The 19,188-nt window shown below is 67.2% G+C and carries 21 protein-coding genes; 12 read left to right on the plus strand and 9 right to left on the minus strand.

Annotated elements, in window-relative coordinates:
* The first annotated feature begins 128 nt into the window (after positions 1-128).
* The 5 genes from C1933_RS12780 to C1933_RS12800 all read left to right on the plus strand — a co-directional run bounded on the left by C1933_RS12780 (position 129) and on the right by C1933_RS12800 (position 5,113).
* Positions 129-1,025, plus strand: coding sequence for an RNA polymerase sigma-70 factor (locus C1933_RS12780; RefSeq protein WP_108753579.1), 897 nt, complete (start codon positions 129-131; stop codon positions 1,023-1,025).
* 36 nt (positions 1,026-1,061) lie between these two features.
* Entirely contained in the window at positions 1,062-1,511 is a 450-nt protein-coding gene (locus tag C1933_RS12785) for a carboxymuconolactone decarboxylase family protein (protein WP_053443831.1), read from the plus strand.
* 217 nt (positions 1,512-1,728) lie between these two features.
* Positions 1,729-3,582 carry an ABC transporter ATP-binding protein gene (locus C1933_RS12790; protein ID WP_108753580.1) on the plus strand — a complete coding sequence of 618 codons (1,854 nt, stop codon included), beginning with the start codon at positions 1,729-1,731 and terminating at the stop codon, positions 3,580-3,582.
* A gap of 100 nt (positions 3,583-3,682) precedes the next feature.
* Positions 3,683-4,462 (plus strand): ferredoxin--NADP reductase, encoded by a 780-nt coding sequence (locus C1933_RS12795; RefSeq protein WP_108753581.1) that lies wholly within the window; start codon positions 3,683-3,685, stop codon positions 4,460-4,462.
* Positions 4,463-4,609: 147 nt separating this feature from the next.
* On the plus strand, positions 4,610-5,113 hold the full coding sequence (locus C1933_RS12800) for a TlpA disulfide reductase family protein (RefSeq protein WP_234414526.1): 504 nt from the start codon (positions 4,610-4,612) through the stop codon (positions 5,111-5,113).
* Between the two features lie 36 nt (positions 5,114-5,149).
* Here the strand turns inward: C1933_RS12800 and C1933_RS12805 are convergent, their stop codons facing one another.
* Positions 5,150-5,629, minus strand: coding sequence for a glutathione peroxidase (locus tag C1933_RS12805; protein WP_108753582.1), 480 nt, complete (start codon positions 5,627-5,629; stop codon positions 5,150-5,152).
* 140 nt (positions 5,630-5,769) lie between these two features.
* Between C1933_RS12805 and C1933_RS12810 the strand changes: the two genes are divergently transcribed.
* The gene (locus C1933_RS12810; protein WP_108753583.1) at positions 5,770-7,938 is read left to right on the plus strand and encodes a M3 family metallopeptidase; all 2,169 of its coding nucleotides are present in this window, start codon (positions 5,770-5,772) and stop codon (positions 7,936-7,938) included.
* 163 nt (positions 7,939-8,101) lie between these two features.
* Here C1933_RS12810 and cfa read toward each other — a convergent pair whose 3' ends face one another.
* The 3 genes from cfa to C1933_RS12825 are packed head-to-tail and all read right to left on the minus strand — an operon-like array spanning position 8,102 to position 10,466.
* Entirely contained in the window at positions 8,102-9,220 is a 1,119-nt protein-coding gene (gene cfa, locus C1933_RS12815) for a cyclopropane fatty acyl phospholipid synthase (RefSeq protein WP_108753584.1), read from the minus strand.
* 19 nt (positions 9,221-9,239) lie between these two features.
* Complete coding sequence (locus C1933_RS12820) at positions 9,240-10,127, minus strand: DUF3298 and DUF4163 domain-containing protein (protein WP_108754837.1); 888 nt, start codon at positions 10,125-10,127, stop codon at positions 9,240-9,242.
* Between the two features lie 36 nt (positions 10,128-10,163).
* Positions 10,164-10,466 carry a GNAT family N-acetyltransferase gene (locus C1933_RS12825; RefSeq protein ID WP_108750076.1) on the minus strand — a complete coding sequence of 101 codons (303 nt, stop codon included), beginning with the start codon at positions 10,464-10,466 and terminating at the stop codon, positions 10,164-10,166.
* Positions 10,467-10,676: 210 nt separating this feature from the next.
* Between C1933_RS12825 and C1933_RS20255 the strand changes: the two genes are divergently transcribed.
* Positions 10,677-10,838, plus strand: a complete 162-nt coding sequence (locus C1933_RS20255; RefSeq protein ID WP_199911370.1) for a hypothetical protein — start codon at positions 10,677-10,679, stop codon at positions 10,836-10,838.
* 49 nt (positions 10,839-10,887) lie between these two features.
* Here the strand turns inward: C1933_RS20255 and C1933_RS12830 are convergent, their stop codons facing one another.
* Entirely contained in the window at positions 10,888-11,511 is a 624-nt protein-coding gene (locus C1933_RS12830) for a rhomboid family intramembrane serine protease (RefSeq protein ID WP_108750077.1), read from the minus strand.
* A gap of 12 nt (positions 11,512-11,523) precedes the next feature.
* Entirely contained in the window at positions 11,524-13,089 is a 1,566-nt protein-coding gene (locus tag C1933_RS12835; RefSeq protein WP_108753585.1) for an oligopeptide:H+ symporter, read from the minus strand.
* 162 nt (positions 13,090-13,251) lie between these two features.
* On the opposite strand from C1933_RS12835, the gene C1933_RS12840 reads away from it, so the two are divergent.
* Entirely contained in the window at positions 13,252-14,100 is an 849-nt protein-coding gene (locus C1933_RS12840; protein WP_108753586.1) for an endonuclease/exonuclease/phosphatase family protein, read from the plus strand.
* A gap of 79 nt (positions 14,101-14,179) precedes the next feature.
* On the opposite strand, the gene C1933_RS12845 is transcribed toward C1933_RS12840, so the two are convergent.
* Positions 14,180-14,791: a superoxide dismutase gene (locus C1933_RS12845; RefSeq protein WP_108750080.1), complete on the minus strand. Its 612-nt coding sequence runs from the start codon at positions 14,789-14,791 to the stop codon at positions 14,180-14,182.
* Between the two features lie 222 nt (positions 14,792-15,013).
* Between C1933_RS12845 and C1933_RS12850 the strand changes: the two genes are divergently transcribed.
* Both C1933_RS12850 and C1933_RS12855 read left to right on the plus strand, forming a co-directional pair.
* A complete protein-coding gene (locus C1933_RS12850) occupies positions 15,014-15,463 on the plus strand; it encodes a ribonuclease domain-containing protein (protein ID WP_108753587.1) in 450 nt (149 codons plus the stop codon).
* Complete coding sequence (locus C1933_RS12855; protein ID WP_108753588.1) at positions 15,460-15,873, plus strand: barstar family protein; 414 nt, start codon at positions 15,460-15,462, stop codon at positions 15,871-15,873. The genes C1933_RS12850 and C1933_RS12855 overlap by 4 nt, the downstream gene beginning before the upstream one ends.
* Before the next feature lie 65 nt (positions 15,874-15,938).
* Here C1933_RS12855 and C1933_RS12860 read toward each other — a convergent pair whose 3' ends face one another.
* Positions 15,939-17,717 carry a hypothetical protein gene (locus C1933_RS12860; RefSeq protein ID WP_108753589.1) on the minus strand — a complete coding sequence of 593 codons (1,779 nt, stop codon included), beginning with the start codon at positions 17,715-17,717 and terminating at the stop codon, positions 15,939-15,941.
* Between the two features lie 10 nt (positions 17,718-17,727).
* A complete protein-coding gene (locus C1933_RS12865; protein WP_108753590.1) occupies positions 17,728-18,327 on the minus strand; it encodes an NfuA family Fe-S biogenesis protein in 600 nt (199 codons plus the stop codon).
* A 90-nt stretch (positions 18,328-18,417) separates the two neighbouring features.
* Here C1933_RS12865 and C1933_RS12870 point away from each other — a divergent pair, with 90 nt between their 5' ends.
* Positions 18,418-18,765: a 4a-hydroxytetrahydrobiopterin dehydratase gene (locus C1933_RS12870; protein ID WP_108750085.1), complete on the plus strand. Its 348-nt coding sequence runs from the start codon at positions 18,418-18,420 to the stop codon at positions 18,763-18,765.
* Complete coding sequence (locus tag C1933_RS12875) at positions 18,765-19,181, plus strand: energy transducer TonB (protein ID WP_108753591.1); 417 nt, start codon at positions 18,765-18,767, stop codon at positions 19,179-19,181. The genes C1933_RS12870 and C1933_RS12875 overlap by 1 nt, the downstream gene beginning before the upstream one ends.
* Positions 19,182-19,188 lie beyond the last annotated feature (7 nt).

The following is a 19,188-nucleotide window of genomic DNA, read 5'->3' on the forward strand; positions in this document are numbered from 1 at the left end:
TAATCCGCCCATTTTACCCCCTCCGCCGACTGCGCGTAGATTCGCAGGGGTCAGATCCCTTTCCGCGGGAAAGGGCTCTGACCCCGCCCCCTTGTCACGCCCCCGCCCTCTCTGGCGTCCTTGCCAACATGAACGCTGAATCGACCTTCCAGACCCACCGCCCGCGCCTGATGGCGCTGGCTTACCGCCTGCTGGGCAGCCGCGCCGACGCCGAGGACGTGGTGCAGGACGCCTGGCTGCGCTGGTCCGGCGCCGACCCGGCCAGCGTGCGCGATGCCGAGGCCTGGCTGGTGACCGCCACCACGCGGCTGGGCCTGGACCGCCTGCGCGCGGCCCGGCGCGAGCGCGCGCACTACGTGGGCCCGTGGCTGGCCGAACCGCTGGCGATCAGCCTGGAACCCGACCCGGCGCCTGGCCCGGCGCAGTGCCATGCGCTGGCCGACGACGTGTCGGTGGCCTTCCTGACCCTGCTGGAACAGTTGGGACCGGAAGAGCGCGCCGCGTTCCTGCTGAAAGAGGTGTTCGACCACGACTATGCCGAGATCGCCGAGCTGATCGGCCACAGCCAGGCCAACTGCCGCCAGCTGGTGCATCGGGCCAGGCAGCGCCTGCAGGCCGGGCGCCCGCGCTTCAACGCCGATGCCAGCCAGCACCGCGAACTGCTGGCGCGCTTCATGCACGCCACCCAGCAGGGCGACAGCCAGGCCGTGCAGGCCCTGCTGCATGCCAACGCGCGCCTGGTCTCCGATGGCGGCGGTGTGGTGACCGCCGCGATCCGGCCGCTGCTGGGCGCCGAGCGCATCGGCCGGCTGTTCTGGGCCATTGCCCAGCGCGGACTGGGCCACACCGCGCAACTGGGCTATGTGAACGGCGAACCGGCGATCCTGCGCTTCGATGGCCAGCGCCTGCATTCGGTCACCACGGTGCAGGTGGTGGACGGGCGCATCGCCGAGGTCTACAGCGTGCTGAATCCGGAAAAATTGTCGGCGGTTGTCACGGCGGCGGACGCGGCGGCGTCCTGGTAGTGAAAGGCGGCCATCGTGGCCGCCGTGGAGCCGAACATGTCCGACCACGCATCTCCCCGCGTTCCCTACACCCGCCTGGCCGCCGAGGCCTTCAAGGGCCTGCTGGCCACCAGCAAGGCGGTGCATGACAGCTCGATCGACCCGACGTTGATGGAACTGGTGTTCCTGCGCGTGTCCCAGCTCAACGGCTGTGGCTACTGCATGGACATGCACGGCACCGCGCTGCGCAAGGGCGGCATCGAGCCACGCAAGCTGGATACCCTGCCCGCATGGCACGAAAGCCGCTTCTTCGATGCACGCGAGCGCGCGGCGCTGGGCTGGGCCGAGGCGCTGACAAGGCTGACCGATGGCGCACCGTCGCAGGCCGCGTTCGATGCACTGGCGCCGCACTTCGACGAAAAGGGCATCAGCGACCTGAGCATGGGCATCGCGGTGATCAATGCCTGGAACCGGCTGGGCGCCGGCCTGCTGCCGCCGCTGCCGTAAGGGGCTTTTCTGGCCGGGCTGCGCCCGGCACCCGCCGAGGCAACGGCCAGAGCAAGGGCAACGTCAACAGCTGGGGTTCTGTGGGATGGCGGGGCGGGTCAGGTCGCAGTTGGTAGGTGTCGACCTTGGTCGACACGATGGGTCGAGGGGTCAGAGCCCTTTGCGCTGCAAAGGGATCTGACCCCATCTGCACGCCGTGCGCGCGCACAATGGCGGTATGCCTGCTGCCAACGAAAAGAAACCCAGCCTGCGCCAGCGCTTCAAGGCCATGCGCAACCTGCCGCCGTTCCTGCGCCAGGTGTGGCAGACCAGCCCGGCATTGACCCTGGCCAGCCTCGGCCTGCGCATCATCCGCGCCCTGCTGCCGGTGGCGATGCTGTACGTGGGCAAGCTGATCATCGACACCGCCCTGCACCTGAGCCAGCACGGTGCCGGCTTCCCGCCGCTGGGCGAAGCGCTGTCCAGCGGCCTGTTGAACCCGCTGCTGGGATTGCTGGCGCTGGAATTCGGCCTGGCCATCGCCTCGGACCTGCTGGGGCGGCTGGTCAGCTACGCCGACGCGCTGCTGTCGGAACTGTTCGCCAACGCCACCAGCGTGCGCTTGATGGAACATGCCGCCACGCTGGACCTGGAAGACTTCGAAGACCCCGACCTGCAGGACAAGCTGGACCGCGCCCGGCGCCAGACCATGGGCCGGATGAACCTGATGAGCCAGTTGTTCGGCCAGGTGCAGGATGCGATCACCGTGGTCAGCCTGGCCGTGGGTCTGCTGGTCTACGCGCCGTGGCTGATCGTGCTGCTGGCGCTGGCCCTGGTGCCCGCCTTCATCGGCGAATCGCACTTCAACGCGGCCGGCTACAGCCTCAACTTCCTGTGGACGCCCGAGCGCCGCCAGCTGGACTACCTGCGCCAGCTTGGCGCCAGCGTGGAAACAGCCAAGGAAGTGAAGATCTTCAACCTGCACCGCTTCCTGGTCGAGCGCTACCGGCGGCTGTCGGCGGCGCTGTTCCTGGCCAACCGTTCGCTGGCGCGGCGCCGCGCGTTCTGGGGCACGCTGCTGGCGGCACTGGGCACGCTGGGTTACTACACAGCCTACGCCTATATCGCCTGGCGCACCGTGCGCGGGGATTTCAGCATCGGTGACCTGACCTTCCTGGCCGGCAGTTTCCTGCGCCTGCGCCAGCTGCTGGAAGGCCTGCTGATCGGCTTCTCGCAGGTGGCCAGCCAAGCGCTGTACCTGGACGATCTGTATTCGTTCTTCCAGATCCAGCCGGAAATCCATTCGCGCGCCGACGCGTTGCCGGTGCCGCGCCCGATCCAGCAGGGATTCGTGTTCGAGAACGTGGGCTTCCGCTACCCCGATGCCGAGCAGTGGGCGGTGCGCCACCTGGACTTCCAGCTGCACGCCGGCGAAGTGCTGGCCCTGGTGGGCGAGAACGGCGCCGGCAAGACCACTCTGGTGAAGCTGCTGGCACGCCTGTACGAGCCGGATGAAGGGCGCATCCTGCTGGATGGCCGCGATCTGCGCGACTACGACCTGGACGACCTGCGCGCCAACCTGGGCGTGATCTTCCAGGATTTCGTGCGCTACAACCTGACCGCCGCCGAGAACATCGGCGTGGGCCAGGTGGAGGCCATGGCCGACCAAGCGCGCATTGCCGATGCGGCACGCCGCGGTATGGCCGAAGAAGTGATCGATGCCCTGCCCGGCGGCTACCAGCAGTTGATCGGTCGGCGCTTCAAGCAGGGCGTGGACCTGTCCGGGGGGCAGTGGCAGAAGATCGCCATCGCCCGCGCGTGGATGCGCGATGCGCAGGTGATGATCCTGGACGAGCCCACCGCGGCACTGGATGCCCGCGCCGAGTTCGAAGTGTTCCAGCGCTTCCGCGAACTGGCCGAGCAGCGCACCGCGGTGCTCATTTCGCACCGTTTCTCTTCGGTGCGCATGGCCGATCGCATCCTGGTGCTGGCCGAAGGCCGGCTGGAGGCCAGCGGCACCCACGCCGAACTGATGGCCCAGGGCGGGCGCTATGCCGAGCTGTTCGAACTGCAGGCGGCGGGCTATCGCTGAACCGTGCCGGCGGCCTGAGAACGCCTCTCGTTCCGGCCAATGAGAACTTCTCTCATTTGGGGTAGAATGGAGGGGACGAAACCATGCCCCGACTACCCCCATGTCTTCTGCTTTCGGCGCCGAAACGGTGCTTGAGGTCCGCCACTGGACCGACGCCTACTTCAGCTTCACCCTGACCCGCGACAGCGGTTTCCGTTTCGAAAACGGCCAGTTCGTGATGATCGGCCTGGAAACCGAGGCGCGGCCGCTGCTGCGTGCCTATTCCATCGCCAGCGCGAACTGGGAAGAGCATCTGGAGTTCTTCAGCATCAAGGTGCAGGACGGCCCGCTGACCTCGCGCCTGCAGCACATCAAGCCGGGCGACAAGGTACTGGTCGGCAAGAAGCCCACCGGCACCCTGCTGATCAGCGACCTGCACCCGGGCAAGAACCTGTACCTGCTGGGCACCGGCACCGGCATGGCGCCGTGGCTGTCGGTCATCAAGGACCCGGAAACCTACGAGCGCTTCGACAAGGTGATCCTGTGCCACGGCGTGCGCTACGAAAAGGACCTGGCCTACCGCGATTACTTCGAAAAGGAACTGCGTGAGCACGAGTTCCTGGGCGAGATGATCGGCGACAAGCTGCTGTACTACCCGGCCGTGACCCGCGAACCGTTCGCCAACCAGGGCCGCCTGACCTCGCTGATGGAAAGCGGCGAGATGCAGCGCACCCTGGGCCTGCCGGAACTGAATCCGGAAAACGACCGCGCGATGATCTGCGGCAGCCCGCAGATGCTGGCCGACCTGCGCGCCGTGCTCGATGCACGCGGCTTCCAGGTCTCGCCGCGCATCGGCCAGCCGGGCCACTACGTGTTCGAGCGCGCGTTCGTCGAAAAATAAGCCCTGCCCTGCCCCTTGCGTGGATGCCGCCTTCCCGGCATCGTCTGCGCTGCACGGGCCGCCGGCCCGAACAGGGGCTCAAGGATGACGAACAAGCGGTTCCCGCAGGCGATGCGGGCGTGGGTGTTTGCGGCCGCAGTTGCGGTCATGGCCGTTCCGGCCCTGGCCGCATCGCCCGCCCCCGGTGAGGTGCCGCCGCAGGCATTGGGCAATGACCGCCAAGGCAAGCCGGTCAACCTGGCCGACCAGCGCGGCAAGGTGGTCATCGTGACCTTCTGGGCGTCCTGGTGCGGCCCCTGCCGCAAGGAGCTGCCGATCCTGGCGCACCTGCAGAAGGTGGTCGGCGAAGACGCGATGAAGGTCTACGCGATCAACTGGGGCGAGCCGCGCAACGACGTCAACCGGCTGGTGCGCCACCGCGACTGGCCGAAGCTGGACTACCTGCACGATCCGCGTGGCGCCTTGGCCGAGCAGTACGGCATCGCCGCGGTGCCACACATGTTCATCATCGGCCGCGACGGACAGGTCGCCCATGCCCATCGCGGCTACAGCGAAGCGAGCCTGCCGGGCATCCTGGAGGAAATCATCGCTGCGCTGCCCGAAGACGTGCGCAATCGCCCATCGCAGGCGGGCGCCGCAGCAGCAGACTGAGCAGCGGCAAGCGCGCGCGACGCGGGGCGTGGGCGGTTACAGCAGCGCTTCGATGGCCCCACGCAACTGCTCGGGCTTGGTGGTGGGCGCGAAGCGGTCCACCACGTTGCCCTGCCGATCGACCAGGAACTTGCTGAAGTTCCACTTGATGCGCGCACTGCCCAGCAGCCCGCGCTTCTGCTGCGACAGCCACGCCCACAACGGGTCGGCTCCCTCGCCATTGACCTCGATCTTCTGCGACAGGGGGAAGCTGACCGGGTAATCCAGCGAGCAGAACTGGCGGATCTGCGCCGCATCGCCCGGCTCCTGCGCGCCGAACTGGTTGCAGGGGAAGCCGATCACCACAAGACCGCGTTCGCGGTAGTCCTGCCATAGCTGTTCCAGCCCGGTGTACTGCGGGGTGAAGCCGCAGCGGCTGGCCACGTTCACCAGCAGCAGCGGGCGACCGGCGTACTGGGCCAAGGCCTGCGGCTGGCCGTCCAGGTCTACGAAGGTGAAATCGAAGGCAGTGGCCATGGCAGCGTTCCCGACAGGAAAACCCCATGGTAATCGCAGCGACCCGCCCGCGCCGGTGGCGTCCATGCCTTTCGACACAAGTGCCCAGCCCGCTGCGCAGGTTACGCTCGGGCCCTTGTCTGTCTTACCGGAGTTACGCCTTGACCACCCGCCTTGCCCTTGCCGTGGCCATGACCCTCGGCCTTGCCCTGCCCGCCTATTCGGCCAGCGCTGCCACCCCGGCAGCTGCCGCCAACGCCCAGCAGGCCAACCCGTTCTTCGCTGACAGCCCGCTGCCGCTGCACTTCCCGCAGTTCGACAAGATCAAGGACAGCGACTTCGCCCCGGCCTTCGACGCCGGCATGGCGCAGCAGCTGAAGGAAGTGGAGGCGATCGCCAACAACAAGGCCAAGCCGACCTTCGACAACACCATCATCGCCCTGGAAAAGAGCGGCGACGTGCTGGACCGCGCGACCACCGTGTTCTTCAGCCTGGTCGGCGCCGACACCAACGACGCGCGCAAGAAGCTGCAGGCCGACTACTCGGCGAAGTTCGCCGCACACAGCGATGCGATCGCCCTGAACGGCAAGCTGTTCGCGCGCATCCAGGCGCTGTATGACACCCGCACCCAGCTGGGCCTGGATGCCGAAGGCGTGCGCCTGGTCGAGAAGTACTACGACAACTACGTGCGCGCCGGCGCCAAGCTGTCCGAGGCCGACAAGGCCACGCTGAAGAAGATGAATGCCGAACTGGCCAACCTGGGCACCAAGTTCAGCCAGAACGTGCAGTCGGAAGTGAATGCTTCGGCGATCACCGTCAACGACGTGAAGGAACTGGACGGGCTGTCGCAGGAACAGATCGCCGCCGCTGCCGAAGCCGCCAAGGCCCGTGGCCTGGACGGCAAGTACGTGATCACCCTGCTCAACACCACCGGCCAGCCGCCGCTGACCAACCTGGCCAACCGTGCGCTGCGCCAGAAGATCTACGAAGCGTCGATCAGCCGCGGCAGCCGTGGCGGTGAGTTCGACAACACCGCGCTGGTCTCGCGCATCATGCAGCTGCGTGCCGACAAGGCCAAGCTGATGGGCTTTGCCAACTTCGCCGCCTACAACCTGACCAACCAGACCGCCAAGACCCCCGAAGCGGTCAACGCCATGCTGGGCAAGCTGGCCCCGGCCGCAGTGGCCAACGCCAAGCGCGAAGCTGCCGACCTGCAGGCGATGATCGACAAGGAACAGAAGGCCGCCGGCAAGCCGACCTTCGCCCTGGAACCGTGGGACTGGGCGTTCTACAGCGAGAAGGTGCGCCAGGCCAAGTACAACTTCGACGAGTCGCAGCTGAAGCCGTACTTTGAAATGAAGAACGTGCTGGAAAACGGCGTGTTCTTCGCCGCCAACCAGGAATTCGGCCTGACCTTCAAGCAGCGCACCGACCTGCCGGTCTACCACGATGACGTGACCGTCTACGACGTGTTCGATGCCGATGGCAGCCAGCTGGCGATCTTCATCTTCGACCCGTACGCGCGCGCGTCCAAGCGTGGCGGTGCGTGGATGAACTCCTACGTTTCGCAGTCCGAGCTGACCGGCTTCAAGCCGGTGGTGGCCAACCACCTGAACATCCCCAAGCCGCCGGCCGGCCAGCCGACCCTGCTGACCTGGGATGAAGTGACCACCACCTTCCACGAGTTCGGCCACGCCCTGCACGGTATGTTCTCCAACGTGAAGTACCCGTACTTCTCGGGCACCGCGGTGCCGCGTGACTTCGTCGAGTTCCCCTCGCAGGTGAACGAGATGTGGTCGGACAACCCGGCCATCCTGAAGAACTACGCCAAGCACTACCAGAACGGTTCGGCCATGCCGCAGGCGCTGCTGGACAAGGTGCTGGCCGCGGCCAAGTTCAACCAGGGCTTTGCCACCACCGAGTACCTGGGTGCGGCCATGCTGGACCAGCGCTGGCACCAGATCGGCGCTGACCAGGTGCCGGCGGCCAAGGACGTGATGGCCTTCGAACGTGCGGCCCTGGAAAAGGACGGCATCTACTACGCGCCGGTGCCGCCGCGCTACAAGACCCCGTACTTCAGCCACATCATGGGCGGCTACTCGGCCGGCTACTACGCCTACATCTGGTCGGAAGTGCTGGACGCCAACACCCAGAAGTGGTTCCGCGACAACGGCGGCCTGAGCCGCAAGAATGGCGACCACTTCCGCGCCACCCTGCTGTCCAAGGGCGGCAGCGTGGATGCCATGCAGCTGTTCCGCGATTTCGCCGGCCACGAGCCGCAGATCGAACCGCTGCTGGAAAAGCGTGGCCTGACCGGCGCCGGCAACTGATCGCCCGCCTGGTAGCCTGAAACGAAAACCGCCCGGGAGACCGGGCGGTTTTTTTGTTGGCCGGGGTCAGAGCCCATTTCTGCGAAATGGGATCCGACCCCGGGGTCGGATCCCTTTCCACAGGAAAGGGCTCTGACCCCATGCCTGGACCCCAGGCCTGCCTTCAACGTGGCGCGACGTATCCACCCGGCACGCCCTCGGGCGACAGCACCAGCTGCCACAGCTGCGCATGGCGACAGCGGAAGCTGGCCATCGAACCGGCCAGGTAGAACCGCCACATGCGGCGGAAGCGCTCGTCGTAGCGCTGCGCGTCCAGGGTCGGCCAGGCCGCTTCCACATTCCGCCGCCACGCCTGCAGGGTCAGGTCGTAGTCGGTGCCGAAGTTGTGCCAGTCCTCCAGCACGAACCGCCCTTCGAACGCGCGGGTGATCTGCACCGCCGAGGGCAGCATCGAGTTGGGGAAGATGTAGCGGGCGATCCACGGGTCGGTGCGGTGGCGGGAAATGTTGCTGCCGATGGTGTGCAGCAGCAGCAGGCCACGTGGCGACAGGCAGCGCCGTGCCACCTCGAAGAAACTGCCGTAGTTCTTGTCGCCCACGTGTTCGAACATGCCGATCGAGAAAATCGCATCGAACGGTTCGTCCAGTTCGCGGTAGTCCTGCAGGCGGATCTCGATGGGCAACCCGGCACAGCGCTCACGGGCGAATGCGGCCTGCTCCTGGGAAATGGTCACGCCCACACCGCTGACGCCGTAGCGCTCGGCCGCGTACTTCAGCGCTTCGCCCCAGCCGCAGCCGATGTCCAGCACCCGCTGGCCCGGGCGCAGGCCCAGCTTGCGGCAGACCAGGTCCAGCTTGGCCTCCTGCGCCGCATCCAGGTCCACCGCGTTGCGCCAGTAGCCACAGCTGTAGACCATGTACTGGCCCAGCATGGCCTGGTAGAGATCGTTGCCCAGGTCGTAATGGCGCCGGCCCACCTCGTAGCTGCCCTGCCCGGCCTGCAGGTTGAACAGGCGCGCTTTCAAGGCATCGGCTACTTCGCGCCAGCCGTGCACGCGCTCATCCAGGTGCGCCTGCATCAGCTGCACCAGGAATTCATCCAGCACGTTGGCGTCCCACCACCCGTCCATGTAGCTTTCGCCCAGGCCGAGCGAGCCCTGGCCCATGACCCGCGCGAAGAAGCGCGGGTCATGTACCTGGATGTCCTGTGGCTGGGTGCCGCCAATGCGGACCCCGGCTTCGTGGAGCAGACCGGTCACCCGCTCCTGCAACCCTGTATCCACGACACCTCCTGCTGGGCGGTCAACCGCGGGCGAACAGTTCCACGTAGTCCTTGGCCACGTGCGGCAGCAGCACGGCGGCCGGTACATCGGCGGTCTGCGTGCCATCCGAATACGGCCCCACCTGGTAGGGCGGGAACACGAAACGCAGGGCGGTGATCTGGCCCTTGTCATCGGTCAGCGGCTGGAACTGGCTGAAGTTGTCGGCCTGCGGCCCGGTGCCTTCGGCAATCATGCGCGAGGCATTGCGCAGCGATTCCTGCAGTTCGGCCGGTTCCATGTCTTCGCCGCTCAGGCGCGTGGCCACGCGCTCGCGCAACTGGTCGGCCACGAAATCACTGACCGCCTTCCAGCCCTTGCTGTCGGCCACCAGCTTGTCGGCGCTCAGCATCTGCTGCTGCTGCGGCAGCCACACGAAACGTGCCACCAGCGGTTCGCCGTGGGCGCCACCGGTGTAGCGGCTGCCATCGGCACTGACCACCACCAGCTGCGGGGTTTCCAGCACTTTCTCGAAGCTCAACGACAGCTCGTACGGCATGGTCGGCTTGTCGTTGCCCAGGCCATCGAGCGCCTGCTGCAGATCGCCGCGGGCCGATGTCGCATAGTCCTGCAGCGCGCGGGCCAGGCCCGGGTAGCGGTCGATGCCGGCCGGGTAACTGATTCCCACCACCTCGCGTTCGTTGTTCTCGATCACATCGCGCAGGTCCAGCGGCGCTTCGGCGGCAGGCGCCTCGGCCGCGGCCGGCGCGGCGGCATCCGCGCTGGGTGCGCTATCGGTGGCCGGTGCTGCATCGTCGCCGCGCTGGCAACCGGCCAGCAGCAGCACGCCCATTGCCCCGGCCAGCACGCTTGCGCGCAACGGCCGGTTGTTTCCGTTCTTCATCGGGATCCCCTGTTCATGTTCGTACATCATCGCCCGCGGTGGCTGAAGCGTGGCCCGCCGGCATCACCCCACCAGCAGGTCGTGGAACTCCTCATGCCGCTGCAGGAATGCCTCGGCATACGCGCAGGCCGGCACCACTTTGTACTTGTGCTCACGGGCGAAGCGTAGCGCCACCCGCGTCAACTCGCCGGCAACACCACGGCCGGCAATCGGCTCGGGCACTTCGGTGTGGGTGATCACCATCCGCTTGCGCTTGAGCTGGTAGTCCAGCACCGCCACATGCCCACGCACGCGGGCGGTGAAACGGTGGTTGGCCTGGTCATGCGCGACCTCATAGGCCAGACCGGGGGGTGTGACCGAAGCCATGGGACTGTCTCCTGCGGCGACTGCGTGGATGGTGCGCAGCCGGGCGCCATGATCGCGTGAAGCCTGAACAGGGGCAAGGACTGCCGGGCTGCGTCAGTTTGTGCCCCTAAAGCTGCAGCGCGGGCGGCCGCTAACCCCTTCGCAGGGGTACGGCCGCGCTGGCACGGCCCTTGCGAACGATGTCCCCGTACTCTGCCGTGGAGGCCCGTCATGCACCCCAACCCGTCCCCATCCGATACCGACCGCGCCCTGCTCGAAGGCCTCCTGCAGCTGGCTGTGGAAGGGCAGACCGAAGAGCAGGACTTCCAGCGCATCGGCGAGGAAGTGTATTCGCGGCTGCTGGATACCTACGGCCAGACCAGCCAGGCCTGAAACCGGGTAGACCGGGGTCGGATCCATCGGATCCGACCCCAGGCACGCTTCAGCCGCCCAGGCTGAAGGTGGGGTTGGACAGCTCGCGCAGGAAGTGGCTGAAGATGGCCGGCTGCATGGCCAGCATGAAGATGATGCCGAACGCTGCGCCCGCCAGATGCGCGCTGTGGTTGATGCGATCGCCGCCGCGCTTGTCCATCCAGATGCTGTAGCCGACGTAGAACGCGGCATACACGATCGCCGGCGCCGGAATGAAGAACACCAGGATGATCTTCCAGGGGTTCAGCAGGATGTAGGCGAACAGCACCGCCGACACCGCACCGGACGCGCCCAGGCTGAGGTAGTTCGGATTCTTCTGGTTCTTCAGGTAGCTGGGCAGGATCGACACCAGCAGTGCGCCCAGGTAGAACGCCGGATAGGTCAGGAAGCTGCCGGTCAGCTGCACCATCACGCTCTCGATGTACCCCCCGAAGAAGAACAGGGTGAACATGTTGAAGATCAGGTGCGGCCAGTCGGCGTGGATGAAGCCGTAGGTGACCAGGCGGTCGTACTGGCGGTGGCGGTCCACCGCCGGCGGCCACAGGATCAGGCGGTCAGCCAGCTTGCGGTTGTTGAACGCCATCCAGGACAGCACGGCGGTGATGGCGATCAACAGGAGATTGACGGGGGTCATGTCAGGTCAGGCTCAGGCGCTGCGGTAGTTGTCGACCATACGATAGCGTCGTGCATACCAACCGAAGGCGAACGCCGCAATGAAGGCGAAGCCGGCGAAGAAGAACATCAGGAACGCCGCCTCGCTCAGGCCCGTGCTGGCAATCTTGTGGGTCACCGCCTCGTTGCGCACCGCCGCGTTGGACAGCAGCACCCACAGGTTGCCGATGGTGGTGGTCAGGTTCCAGAAGCTCATCACCACGCCCTTCATGGCCTGCGGCGCCTGGCTGTAGGCGAACTCCAGGCCGGTGGCCGAGACCAGCACTTCACCGAAGGTCAGCAGCGCATACGGCAGCATCTGCCAGAAGATCGACATGGCGTTGCCACCGTCCATCACCACCTGGATGCCGCCCACCACGATCCAGGCCAGGCCGCTGAAAGCAATACCGGCGGTCATGCGGCGCAGCGCGGTCGGCTCGAAGCCGAAGCGGCGCAGCGCCGGGTACAGCACCAGATTGTTGAACGGGATCAGGATCATCACCAGCAGCGGGTTCAGCGCCTGCATCTGCGAAGCGGTGAACCAGCTCGGCATCTGCATCTGCTGGCCCTGCAGCACCCAGGTGGAGGCCTTCTGGTCGAACAGCGAGAAGAACGGCGTGGTCAGGGCGAAGATGACCAGCACGCGCAGCACGGCGCGCACGCCTTCCACGGCTTCGGCCGGATGCTGCGCGCGGGCGCGGTCCAGCTGCAGCCAGGTTCCGCCGCCGATGCCGGCCAGGATGGCCACCAGCGCCAGGCACAGGCAGATCACGATGCCCAGCGAACCGACCAGGCCGAACGAGGCGGCGGCCAGCACCAGACCGGCAATGGCCATCACCAGGCCCGGACGGCCCTGGCCGGCCACGCGCGCGGTCAGCGCGGTACGCACCACGTTGGCGAACGAATGCGGATCCTTCGGCGGCAGCGGCACCAGCACGTAGCGCTTGCGGCCCAGCCAGAACACGAAGGTGGCGATGAACATCAGGATGCCGGGAATACCGAAGGCCCACTGCGGGCCCCAGTTCTTCAGCACCAGCGGGATCAGCAGCGAGGCGAACAGCGAGCCGAAGTTGATGATCCAGTAGAAGGCGTCGAAGACGATCTTGGCCAGGTGCTTGTTGCTCTGGTCGAACTGGTCGCCCATGAACGAGGCCACCAGCGGCTTGATGCCACCGGCGCCCAGCGCGATCAGGCCCAGGCCCAGGAAGAAGCCTTCGCGGCTGTTCTCGAACAGCGCCAGGCACAGGTGGCCGGCGCAGTAGACCAGGCTGAACCACAGGATGGTGTGGTACTTGCCGAAGAACTTGTCAGCCAGCCAGCCACCGAGCAGCGGGAAGAAATACACGCCGATCATGAAGCTGTGCATGATGTCCTTGGCTTCACCGGCGCGGCCTTCTGCAGTGATTTCCTGCAGCAGCAGCGAGGTGATCAGGAACTGCACCAGGATGTTGCGCATCCCGTAGAAACTGAACCGTTCGCAGGCCTCATTGCCGATGATGTACGGAATCTGGCGCGGCATCTTTCCCTGGCCGGCGATGGGGGCGACTGCGTCGTGGCTCATCCTGTAAGGCATTCCTGCAAAGCGAAAGGGTGAAGGTTACCGGAACCTGCGCCCGCGAAGCACGCTGCAGGGCTGCATGACAGCGCCGCCGATCCATGGCAGGCGCGCCGCACCGTGCCGGAAGTCACGGCACCTGCACGGCGAAAGCGTAAACTTATCGTTATGCGCCCCCTCGCCCCCGCCCGCTTCCTGCTCGGCAGCCTTGCGCTGCTGATGGTCCTGCCTGCCCTGGCGCGCCCGCAGCTGCCGCCGGCGCCCGGCGCGACCGGCGACGTGCGGCAGCTGACCGTGGCGGCGCTGGAACTGCCCAGCCGCGATGACGCGCAGTGGAAGCAGCGGCGCGAACAGGTGCTGCAGCTGCTGACCGAGCTGCAGCCCGATGTGATTTCCGTGCAGCAGGTGCTGCAGGAACAGGGCCGCAACCCGGCGTGCTGGCTGGCCAGCCGCCTGCGTTACAGCTGCGACTTCGTCACCGCCGACCCGCCAAGCCAGCCGCTGCGCCACGGCAACGCCATGCTGACCCGACTGCCGATAAGCGAGGACGGGGTGACCCTGCTGCATCCGCCGGGCACCTTCAGTGCGGCGGGCATGCTGCGGCTGCGGCTGGGCGAGGCGCTGCTGAATGTCTATGTGGCGCGCCTGCGCCCGGAGGCGGACGAGGCCAGCGCGCGCCAGCACCAGACCAGCGACCTGATGGCCTGGATCGGCGCCACCGCCGAAGGCCTGCCCAGCCTGATTGCCGGCGACTTTGCCGCGCCCACCACCGAACTGGTGCGCAGCACGCCGGGCTTCCAGCCGGCCCGGCGCAATCCCGGCGGACGCCCGGACACGGCGGCCGCCAATGGTGGCGGTGCCAGCGGGCACGGCCTGGACGTGCTGTTCCAGGTCAAGCATTTCGGCGGCATCCGCCAGCAGGCCATCGACCTGCCGGCCGCAGGGGATGCACCCGGCGTGCGGCTGGGGGTGATGGCCACGCTGCGCCTGCAGGGTGTACCGGCGTCCAGCGAATGATCGCCGCGTTGCACCCACCGCACGCAAACAAAAAGGCCGGGGTTTGCCCCGGCCTCTTCGTTTCATCCCAGTGCCGCGATCAGGCGATCGCTTCCTGGTAACGACGCTCGACTTCGTTCCAGTCGATCACGTTGAAGAACGCGCCGATGTATTCCGGACGGCGGTTCTGGTACTTCAGGTAGTACGCGTGTTCCCACACGTCCAGGCCCAGGATCGGCGTGTTGCCTTCCATCAGCGGGCTGTCCTGGTTGCCGGTGCTTTCAACCACGACCTTCTTGTCCGGGGTGACGCTCAGCCAGGCCCAGCCGCTGCCGAAGCGGGTCAGCGCAGCCTTGGTGAAGGCATCCTTGAACTTGTCGAAGCCGCCCAGGTCCTTGTCGATGGCCTTGGCCACGTCGCCCACCGGGTTGCCGCCGGCGTTGGGGGCCATCACGGTCCAGAACAGCGAGTGGTTGGCATGGCCACCACCGTTGTTGCGCACCGGACCCTGCAGGTTTTCCGGCAGCGACTTCAGCTTCTTCACCAGTTCGTCCACCGGCAGGTCGGCGTACTCGGTGCCTTCCAGCGCTGCGTTGACGTTGTTGATGTAGGTCTGGTGGTGCTTGGTGTGATGGATTTCCATCGTCGCCGCATCGATATGCGGTTCCAGAGCGTCGTAGGCGTAGGACAGCTTGGGCAGGGTGTAGGCCATGATGCATCTCCTGATAGCGAGGGCACCCGGCGGTGTCGCCGGGCAGTGCGCGTTGAATGATGGGGACAGACGCGAAGATTACCAAGGGGGATGTAAAGGAAATTGCGTCCTGCCCGTGAGCCCTCCGGCAATTGTTACGCAGCGGTGACGCTGCCGCTGTCCTCATGCGCGATGCAGCGCGCAGGCGCTACAGTGCATGCACCTTCCCTGCCCCGCCCGCCCATGCGCAACCCCCGGCTGCTGATCACCGCCATCGCCCTGCTGTTGCTGGGCCTGCTGGCCAACCATTTCCTGCAGCGGCCGGCGCCGCCACAGTTCGCGCCCAGCCTTGCCGGCCAACCGGCCGTGGCAGCACCCACGGCCAGCGCCCGCAACGATGCCCTGCCCACCTTCCTGCCGGCCGAGGCGCGGCAGACCATCGCCCTCATCCAGCGCGGCGGCCCGTTCCCGCACCGCCAGGATGGCAGCACCTTCGGCAACCGCGAACAGCGGCTGCCGCCGCGTGACCGTGGCTATTACCGCGAATACACCGTCGACACTCCGGGCGCCCGCAACCGCGGTGCGCGCCGCATCGTTACCGGCGGCGACCCGGCCCAGGCCTGGTACTACACCGATGACCACTACGAATCGTTCCGCAGTTTCACCGTACCCGCTTCCGGAGACCGCCCATGAGCCACGATGATTTCGGCCTCGGCCTGCACGACATCAACAATGCTGGCGTCTATGCCATCGACACCGGCGATATCGCCGCACTGTCGGCTGCCATGCGCGATGCGCAGCTGAAGGTGATCCGCATCGACCTGCAGGGCGTGGCCGACAAGCGCACGCTGCTGGCACGGCTGTCGGCGCAGCTCGACTTCCCCGCCGGTTTCGGTGGCAACTGGGATGCCCTTTCGGACAATCTGCGCGACCTGCAGTGGCTGCCGGCGCCGGGCTATGCACTGTTCCTGGCCGACGTGGATACCCTGCGTGCCGACGCCGGCAAGGACTTCGACACACTGCTGGACGTGATGGATGAAGCCTGCCGCGACTGGGTCAGGCGTGATGTGCCGTTCTGGGTGTTTCTCTCGCAGAGCGAGTGAGGGTCACGCAGCGGCCTCGGCGAGTCATCCACGCATGGCGTGGATCTACCAGCGCGGCAGCCCCGTTACCGGCTGCCGTTATCTTCCTGTAGTTCTTTCTTGAACGGGATATCCGGCGGCGGTCGCGCGATCGCCGGCTGGTCCTGCATGTTCGGGTCGCTCAGGCCGCAGCCGCCACCGGCCTGCAGGATCGAGATCACGCAGGAAATCTTCGTGCTGGTGCCCGGCAATGGAATCTCCATGGCCTTGATGCCCTTGCGCACCCATTCGGCCAGCAGTGATTCCTGCGGCACCCAGTACTTGTCGAACGAGGTGGGCGTGTAGTCGTACGGCGGCCGCTTGAGCCAGGTGCCGGACTGGGCGATGCGCTCCTTGCTCCAACCATCATTGGCCCCGCCCGGGGCGCCGCGCTCGGCCGCGCCCGTGCCCTCCTGGCCGGGCACGCGCACGCTGCCGTCGGCGTTGAACAGGCCCTCGCCCTGGCCACTGCGGCTGGCCTGGCTGCTGCCCTGCGTGGCACCGTCACGATTGCGGCTGGATGCACCCCAATCGTCGCCGCGCGCCGGCGTGGCCCAGTTGCCCGGTGTCGGCGCCGGCCGCGCACCGGACTGTGCCGGTTTCGCTGCGGCAGCGGGCGCAGCATTGGCCGCCGTGCTGGCCGCGCTCTGCGCCGCCGCGCTCTGGGCTGAGTCTGCCGCGGCCTGCGCAGCGCCACTACCGGTGGCCGACGACGGCGCGGCAGCCGGTGCCGGGGCGACCGCACGCTCGCGCACCTGCACGTCACGGCCCTGTGGCGCACGCACGGTCGGCTCGCGGCCGGCCACGGTCGCCATGCGCACCTGCGGATCAACTACCGCCTGCACTTCGCGTTCGCGCACCTGCACTTCGCGCTGCGGCATCGACACCGGCACTTCCACGCTGCGCATCGGCTGCGGCGACAGCACGGGTGCATCCACCACGGCCACTTCGCGCTCGCGCACCTGGATATCGCGCGGTGCAGGCGTCTGCACCACCACCTGCGTCGGTGCCACGGGCGTAGGGGTGGCCGGCGCCTGCAGCAGCGGCACGCTGCGCTCGGTCACGCTGGGGGTGACACTGCGCGGCACCACGCTCACTTCGGTACGCGGCACGGTCACTGGCGGCACCACGAAATCGGACGTGACCTCAGCGACCTCGGTGGCCTGCACCGGTGAAGGCGGCGGCGCGGTCTCTACCGCGGGCGCCGGCTCTGCCACCGGCGGCGCACTCACCGCAGCCGCCGCGGCGGGCGTTGCAGGTGCGGGCGGAACGGGCTGCGGTTGCGGCTGCGGTGCAGTGGCAGCACCGCCGGGCGCACCGCTGGCGGCGCTGGAACCGGCTGGCGCTGCCGCAGCGGCGGCTTCGGCACCGGCCTGGTCGCCACCGCCCTCCTGCGCGCCGGCACCGATGAATTCAATCTGTACCCGCTCGCCTTCGGCGCCGTCCGCATCGGGCTCGGTGGTGCGGATCACCGCCACCCACAGCAGCAGCAGGAAGAACAGCAGGTGCAGCAAGGCACTGAGCACGGCCGAGGTCCAGCGCATCCAGCGCTGGTCACGCGGCGCCGGCTCCCAGTCCTGCCAGAACAGGCGGCGCGCCGCATTCCACGGCGACAGTGCCGGCAGTCGTCCCGGACGCCCCGGCAGCGGCCGCGGCAGCAGCACCGCAATCACATCGCGGGCATGGAACAGGCGTGGCAGGGGTTTCAGCGAGCGCAGCCAGATCGCCCAGCCATACGGCAGGCGGGTGTGCTTTTCGAGAATGAGACGCTGCTGCTGGCGTGCCAGCAGCACATCGACAAGTTGCTCAGCCCTGGGCAGAGGCACGCGGTGCCGGTCAGGCGGCGTTGCCGCGGGGAATGTACGGCGCGTGGCCGCTGTCGTGGTCGGTGGCGTCACGCACCGCCGTCACGCCCGGCACCCGGCCCATCAGGGTCTTTTCAATGCCCTGCTTCAGGGTGACATCGGCCATGCCGCAGCCCTGGCAGCCGCCACCGAAGCGCAGCAGCACCACGCCGTCGGCCGAAACTTCCTGCACGGCCACCTTGCCGCCGTGCGAGGCCAGCTGCGGGTTCACCTCGTTTTCCACCACCCAATGCACGCGCTCCACCAGCGAAGCCGCTTCGCCGGGCGCTTCGCCCTTGATGCGCGGCGCCTTGATGGTCAGCTGCTGGGTACCGGCGGTGCCGGGCACGATGTCGATTTCCGCGCCATCGAGCCAGCCGACGCTGGTGGCGTCGACGTACAGAGTGAAGCCGTCGCAATCCACGGCCCATTCGTCGCCCAGCAGATCGGTCGGCTCGGCGAACTCCAGGCGCGCATCGGCGCGCGGGGTGCCGGGATCGACGGCGCTCAGGCGCACGCCCATGCCGGGCACGCCCTCACGTTCGATCAGCTTGCGGAAATGGGTCTGGGCAGTGTCGGAGATCTGGATCATCAGGCTATTCTAGCCAAGTCAGCGTCGGCCGCTCATTCGATTTATACACTGTCCGGCGCATTGTTCAGTCAACACGAGGTGGAGGAACCCATGTCCGACCTGATTCCGCTGGCACAGGCGCACTGCGTGCCGCGAAAGGGCAGCGACCACAAGCTGGGCGAGGCCCGCCTGGCCGAGCTGCTGCCGCAGGTGCCGGGCTGGGAGCTGGCCGAGGCCGGCCAGGCCCTGCTGCGTACCTTCCGCTTCAAGAACTACTACGAAACCATGGCCTTCGTGAACGCGCTGGCCTGGATCGCCCACCACGAGGACCACCACCCGGACCTGGGCGTGCACTACGACCGTGCCGTCGTGCGCTATTCCACCCACGACGTGGGCGGCCTGAGCGAAAACGACTTCATCTGCGCGGCCAAGACTTCGGCCCTGACGGAGCAAAAGTGATGAATGTGCGACTGCTGAGCCTTTCCCTGTTGGCTGCCACCGGCCTGGCCGGCTGCGGCGGCGCAGAACCGCCGGCGGCGCCGGCCGCGCCGCCCACCGAAGTGGCCGCGGTGAAGACACCGCCGCCGCAGTACCCGCTGGAACTGGCCTGCCTGGGCGTGGGCGGCACCAGCACCTTCAAGGTGGTGATCGGCACCGACGGCAAGCCCAGCGACGTGGCCCTGCTGACCGGCGCGGGCAACCCGCAGCTGGACGAACTGGCCCGCACCGCCGTGCAGGGCTGGCAGTTCAAGGCCGCCACCCGCAATGGGGCGGCGGTGCCGGCCACGATCCAGGTGCCGGTCAGCTTCAACCCGCCGCAGCCCAAGCCCGACCAGTGCTTTGCCATTGAAGAGCGCGCCCGCCGCGGCGGCTGATCGCGCT

This window comes from Stenotrophomonas sp. ZAC14D2_NAIMI4_6, assembly GCF_003086875.1.
GTDB lineage: Bacteria > Pseudomonadota > Gammaproteobacteria > Xanthomonadales > Xanthomonadaceae > Stenotrophomonas.

What these genes read in the sequence shown, in the direction of transcription:
- C1933_RS12780 (WP_108753579.1), top strand. Translation starts at nt 129, where the DNA reads ATGAACGCTGAATCGACCTTCCAGACCCACCGCCCGCGCCTGATGGCG.
- C1933_RS12785 (WP_053443831.1), top strand. Translation starts at nt 1,062, where the DNA reads ATGTCCGACCACGCATCTCCCCGCGTTCCCTACACCCGCCTGGCCGCC.
- C1933_RS12790 (WP_108753580.1), top strand. Translation starts at nt 1,729, where the DNA reads ATGCCTGCTGCCAACGAAAAGAAACCCAGCCTGCGCCAGCGCTTCAAG.
- C1933_RS12795 (WP_108753581.1), top strand. Translation starts at nt 3,683, where the DNA reads ATGTCTTCTGCTTTCGGCGCCGAAACGGTGCTTGAGGTCCGCCACTGG.
- C1933_RS12800 (WP_234414526.1), top strand. Translation starts at nt 4,610, where the DNA reads ATGGCCGTTCCGGCCCTGGCCGCATCGCCCGCCCCCGGTGAGGTGCCG.
- C1933_RS12805 (WP_108753582.1), bottom strand. Translation starts at nt 5,629, where the DNA reads ATGGCCACTGCCTTCGATTTCACCTTCGTAGACCTGGACGGCCAGCCG.
- C1933_RS12820 (WP_108754837.1), bottom strand. Translation starts at nt 10,127, where the DNA reads ATGTACGAACATGAACAGGGGATCCCGATGAAGAACGGAAACAACCGG.
- C1933_RS12825 (WP_108750076.1), bottom strand. Translation starts at nt 10,466, where the DNA reads ATGGCTTCGGTCACACCCCCCGGTCTGGCCTATGAGGTCGCGCATGAC.
- C1933_RS20255 (WP_199911370.1), top strand. Translation starts at nt 10,677, where the DNA reads ATGCACCCCAACCCGTCCCCATCCGATACCGACCGCGCCCTGCTCGAA.
- C1933_RS12830 (WP_108750077.1), bottom strand. Translation starts at nt 11,511, where the DNA reads ATGACCCCCGTCAATCTCCTGTTGATCGCCATCACCGCCGTGCTGTCC.
- C1933_RS12835 (WP_108753585.1), bottom strand. Translation starts at nt 13,089, where the DNA reads ATGAGCCACGACGCAGTCGCCCCCATCGCCGGCCAGGGAAAGATGCCG.
- C1933_RS12840 (WP_108753586.1), top strand. Translation starts at nt 13,252, where the DNA reads ATGCGCCCCCTCGCCCCCGCCCGCTTCCTGCTCGGCAGCCTTGCGCTG.
- C1933_RS12845 (WP_108750080.1), bottom strand. Translation starts at nt 14,791, where the DNA reads ATGGCCTACACCCTGCCCAAGCTGTCCTACGCCTACGACGCTCTGGAA.
- C1933_RS12850 (WP_108753587.1), top strand. Translation starts at nt 15,014, where the DNA reads ATGCGCAACCCCCGGCTGCTGATCACCGCCATCGCCCTGCTGTTGCTG.
- C1933_RS12855 (WP_108753588.1), top strand. Translation starts at nt 15,460, where the DNA reads ATGAGCCACGATGATTTCGGCCTCGGCCTGCACGACATCAACAATGCT.
- C1933_RS12865 (WP_108753590.1), bottom strand. Translation starts at nt 18,327, where the DNA reads ATGATCCAGATCTCCGACACTGCCCAGACCCATTTCCGCAAGCTGATC.
- C1933_RS12870 (WP_108750085.1), top strand. Translation starts at nt 18,418, where the DNA reads ATGTCCGACCTGATTCCGCTGGCACAGGCGCACTGCGTGCCGCGAAAG.
- C1933_RS12875 (WP_108753591.1), top strand. Translation starts at nt 18,765, where the DNA reads ATGAATGTGCGACTGCTGAGCCTTTCCCTGTTGGCTGCCACCGGCCTG.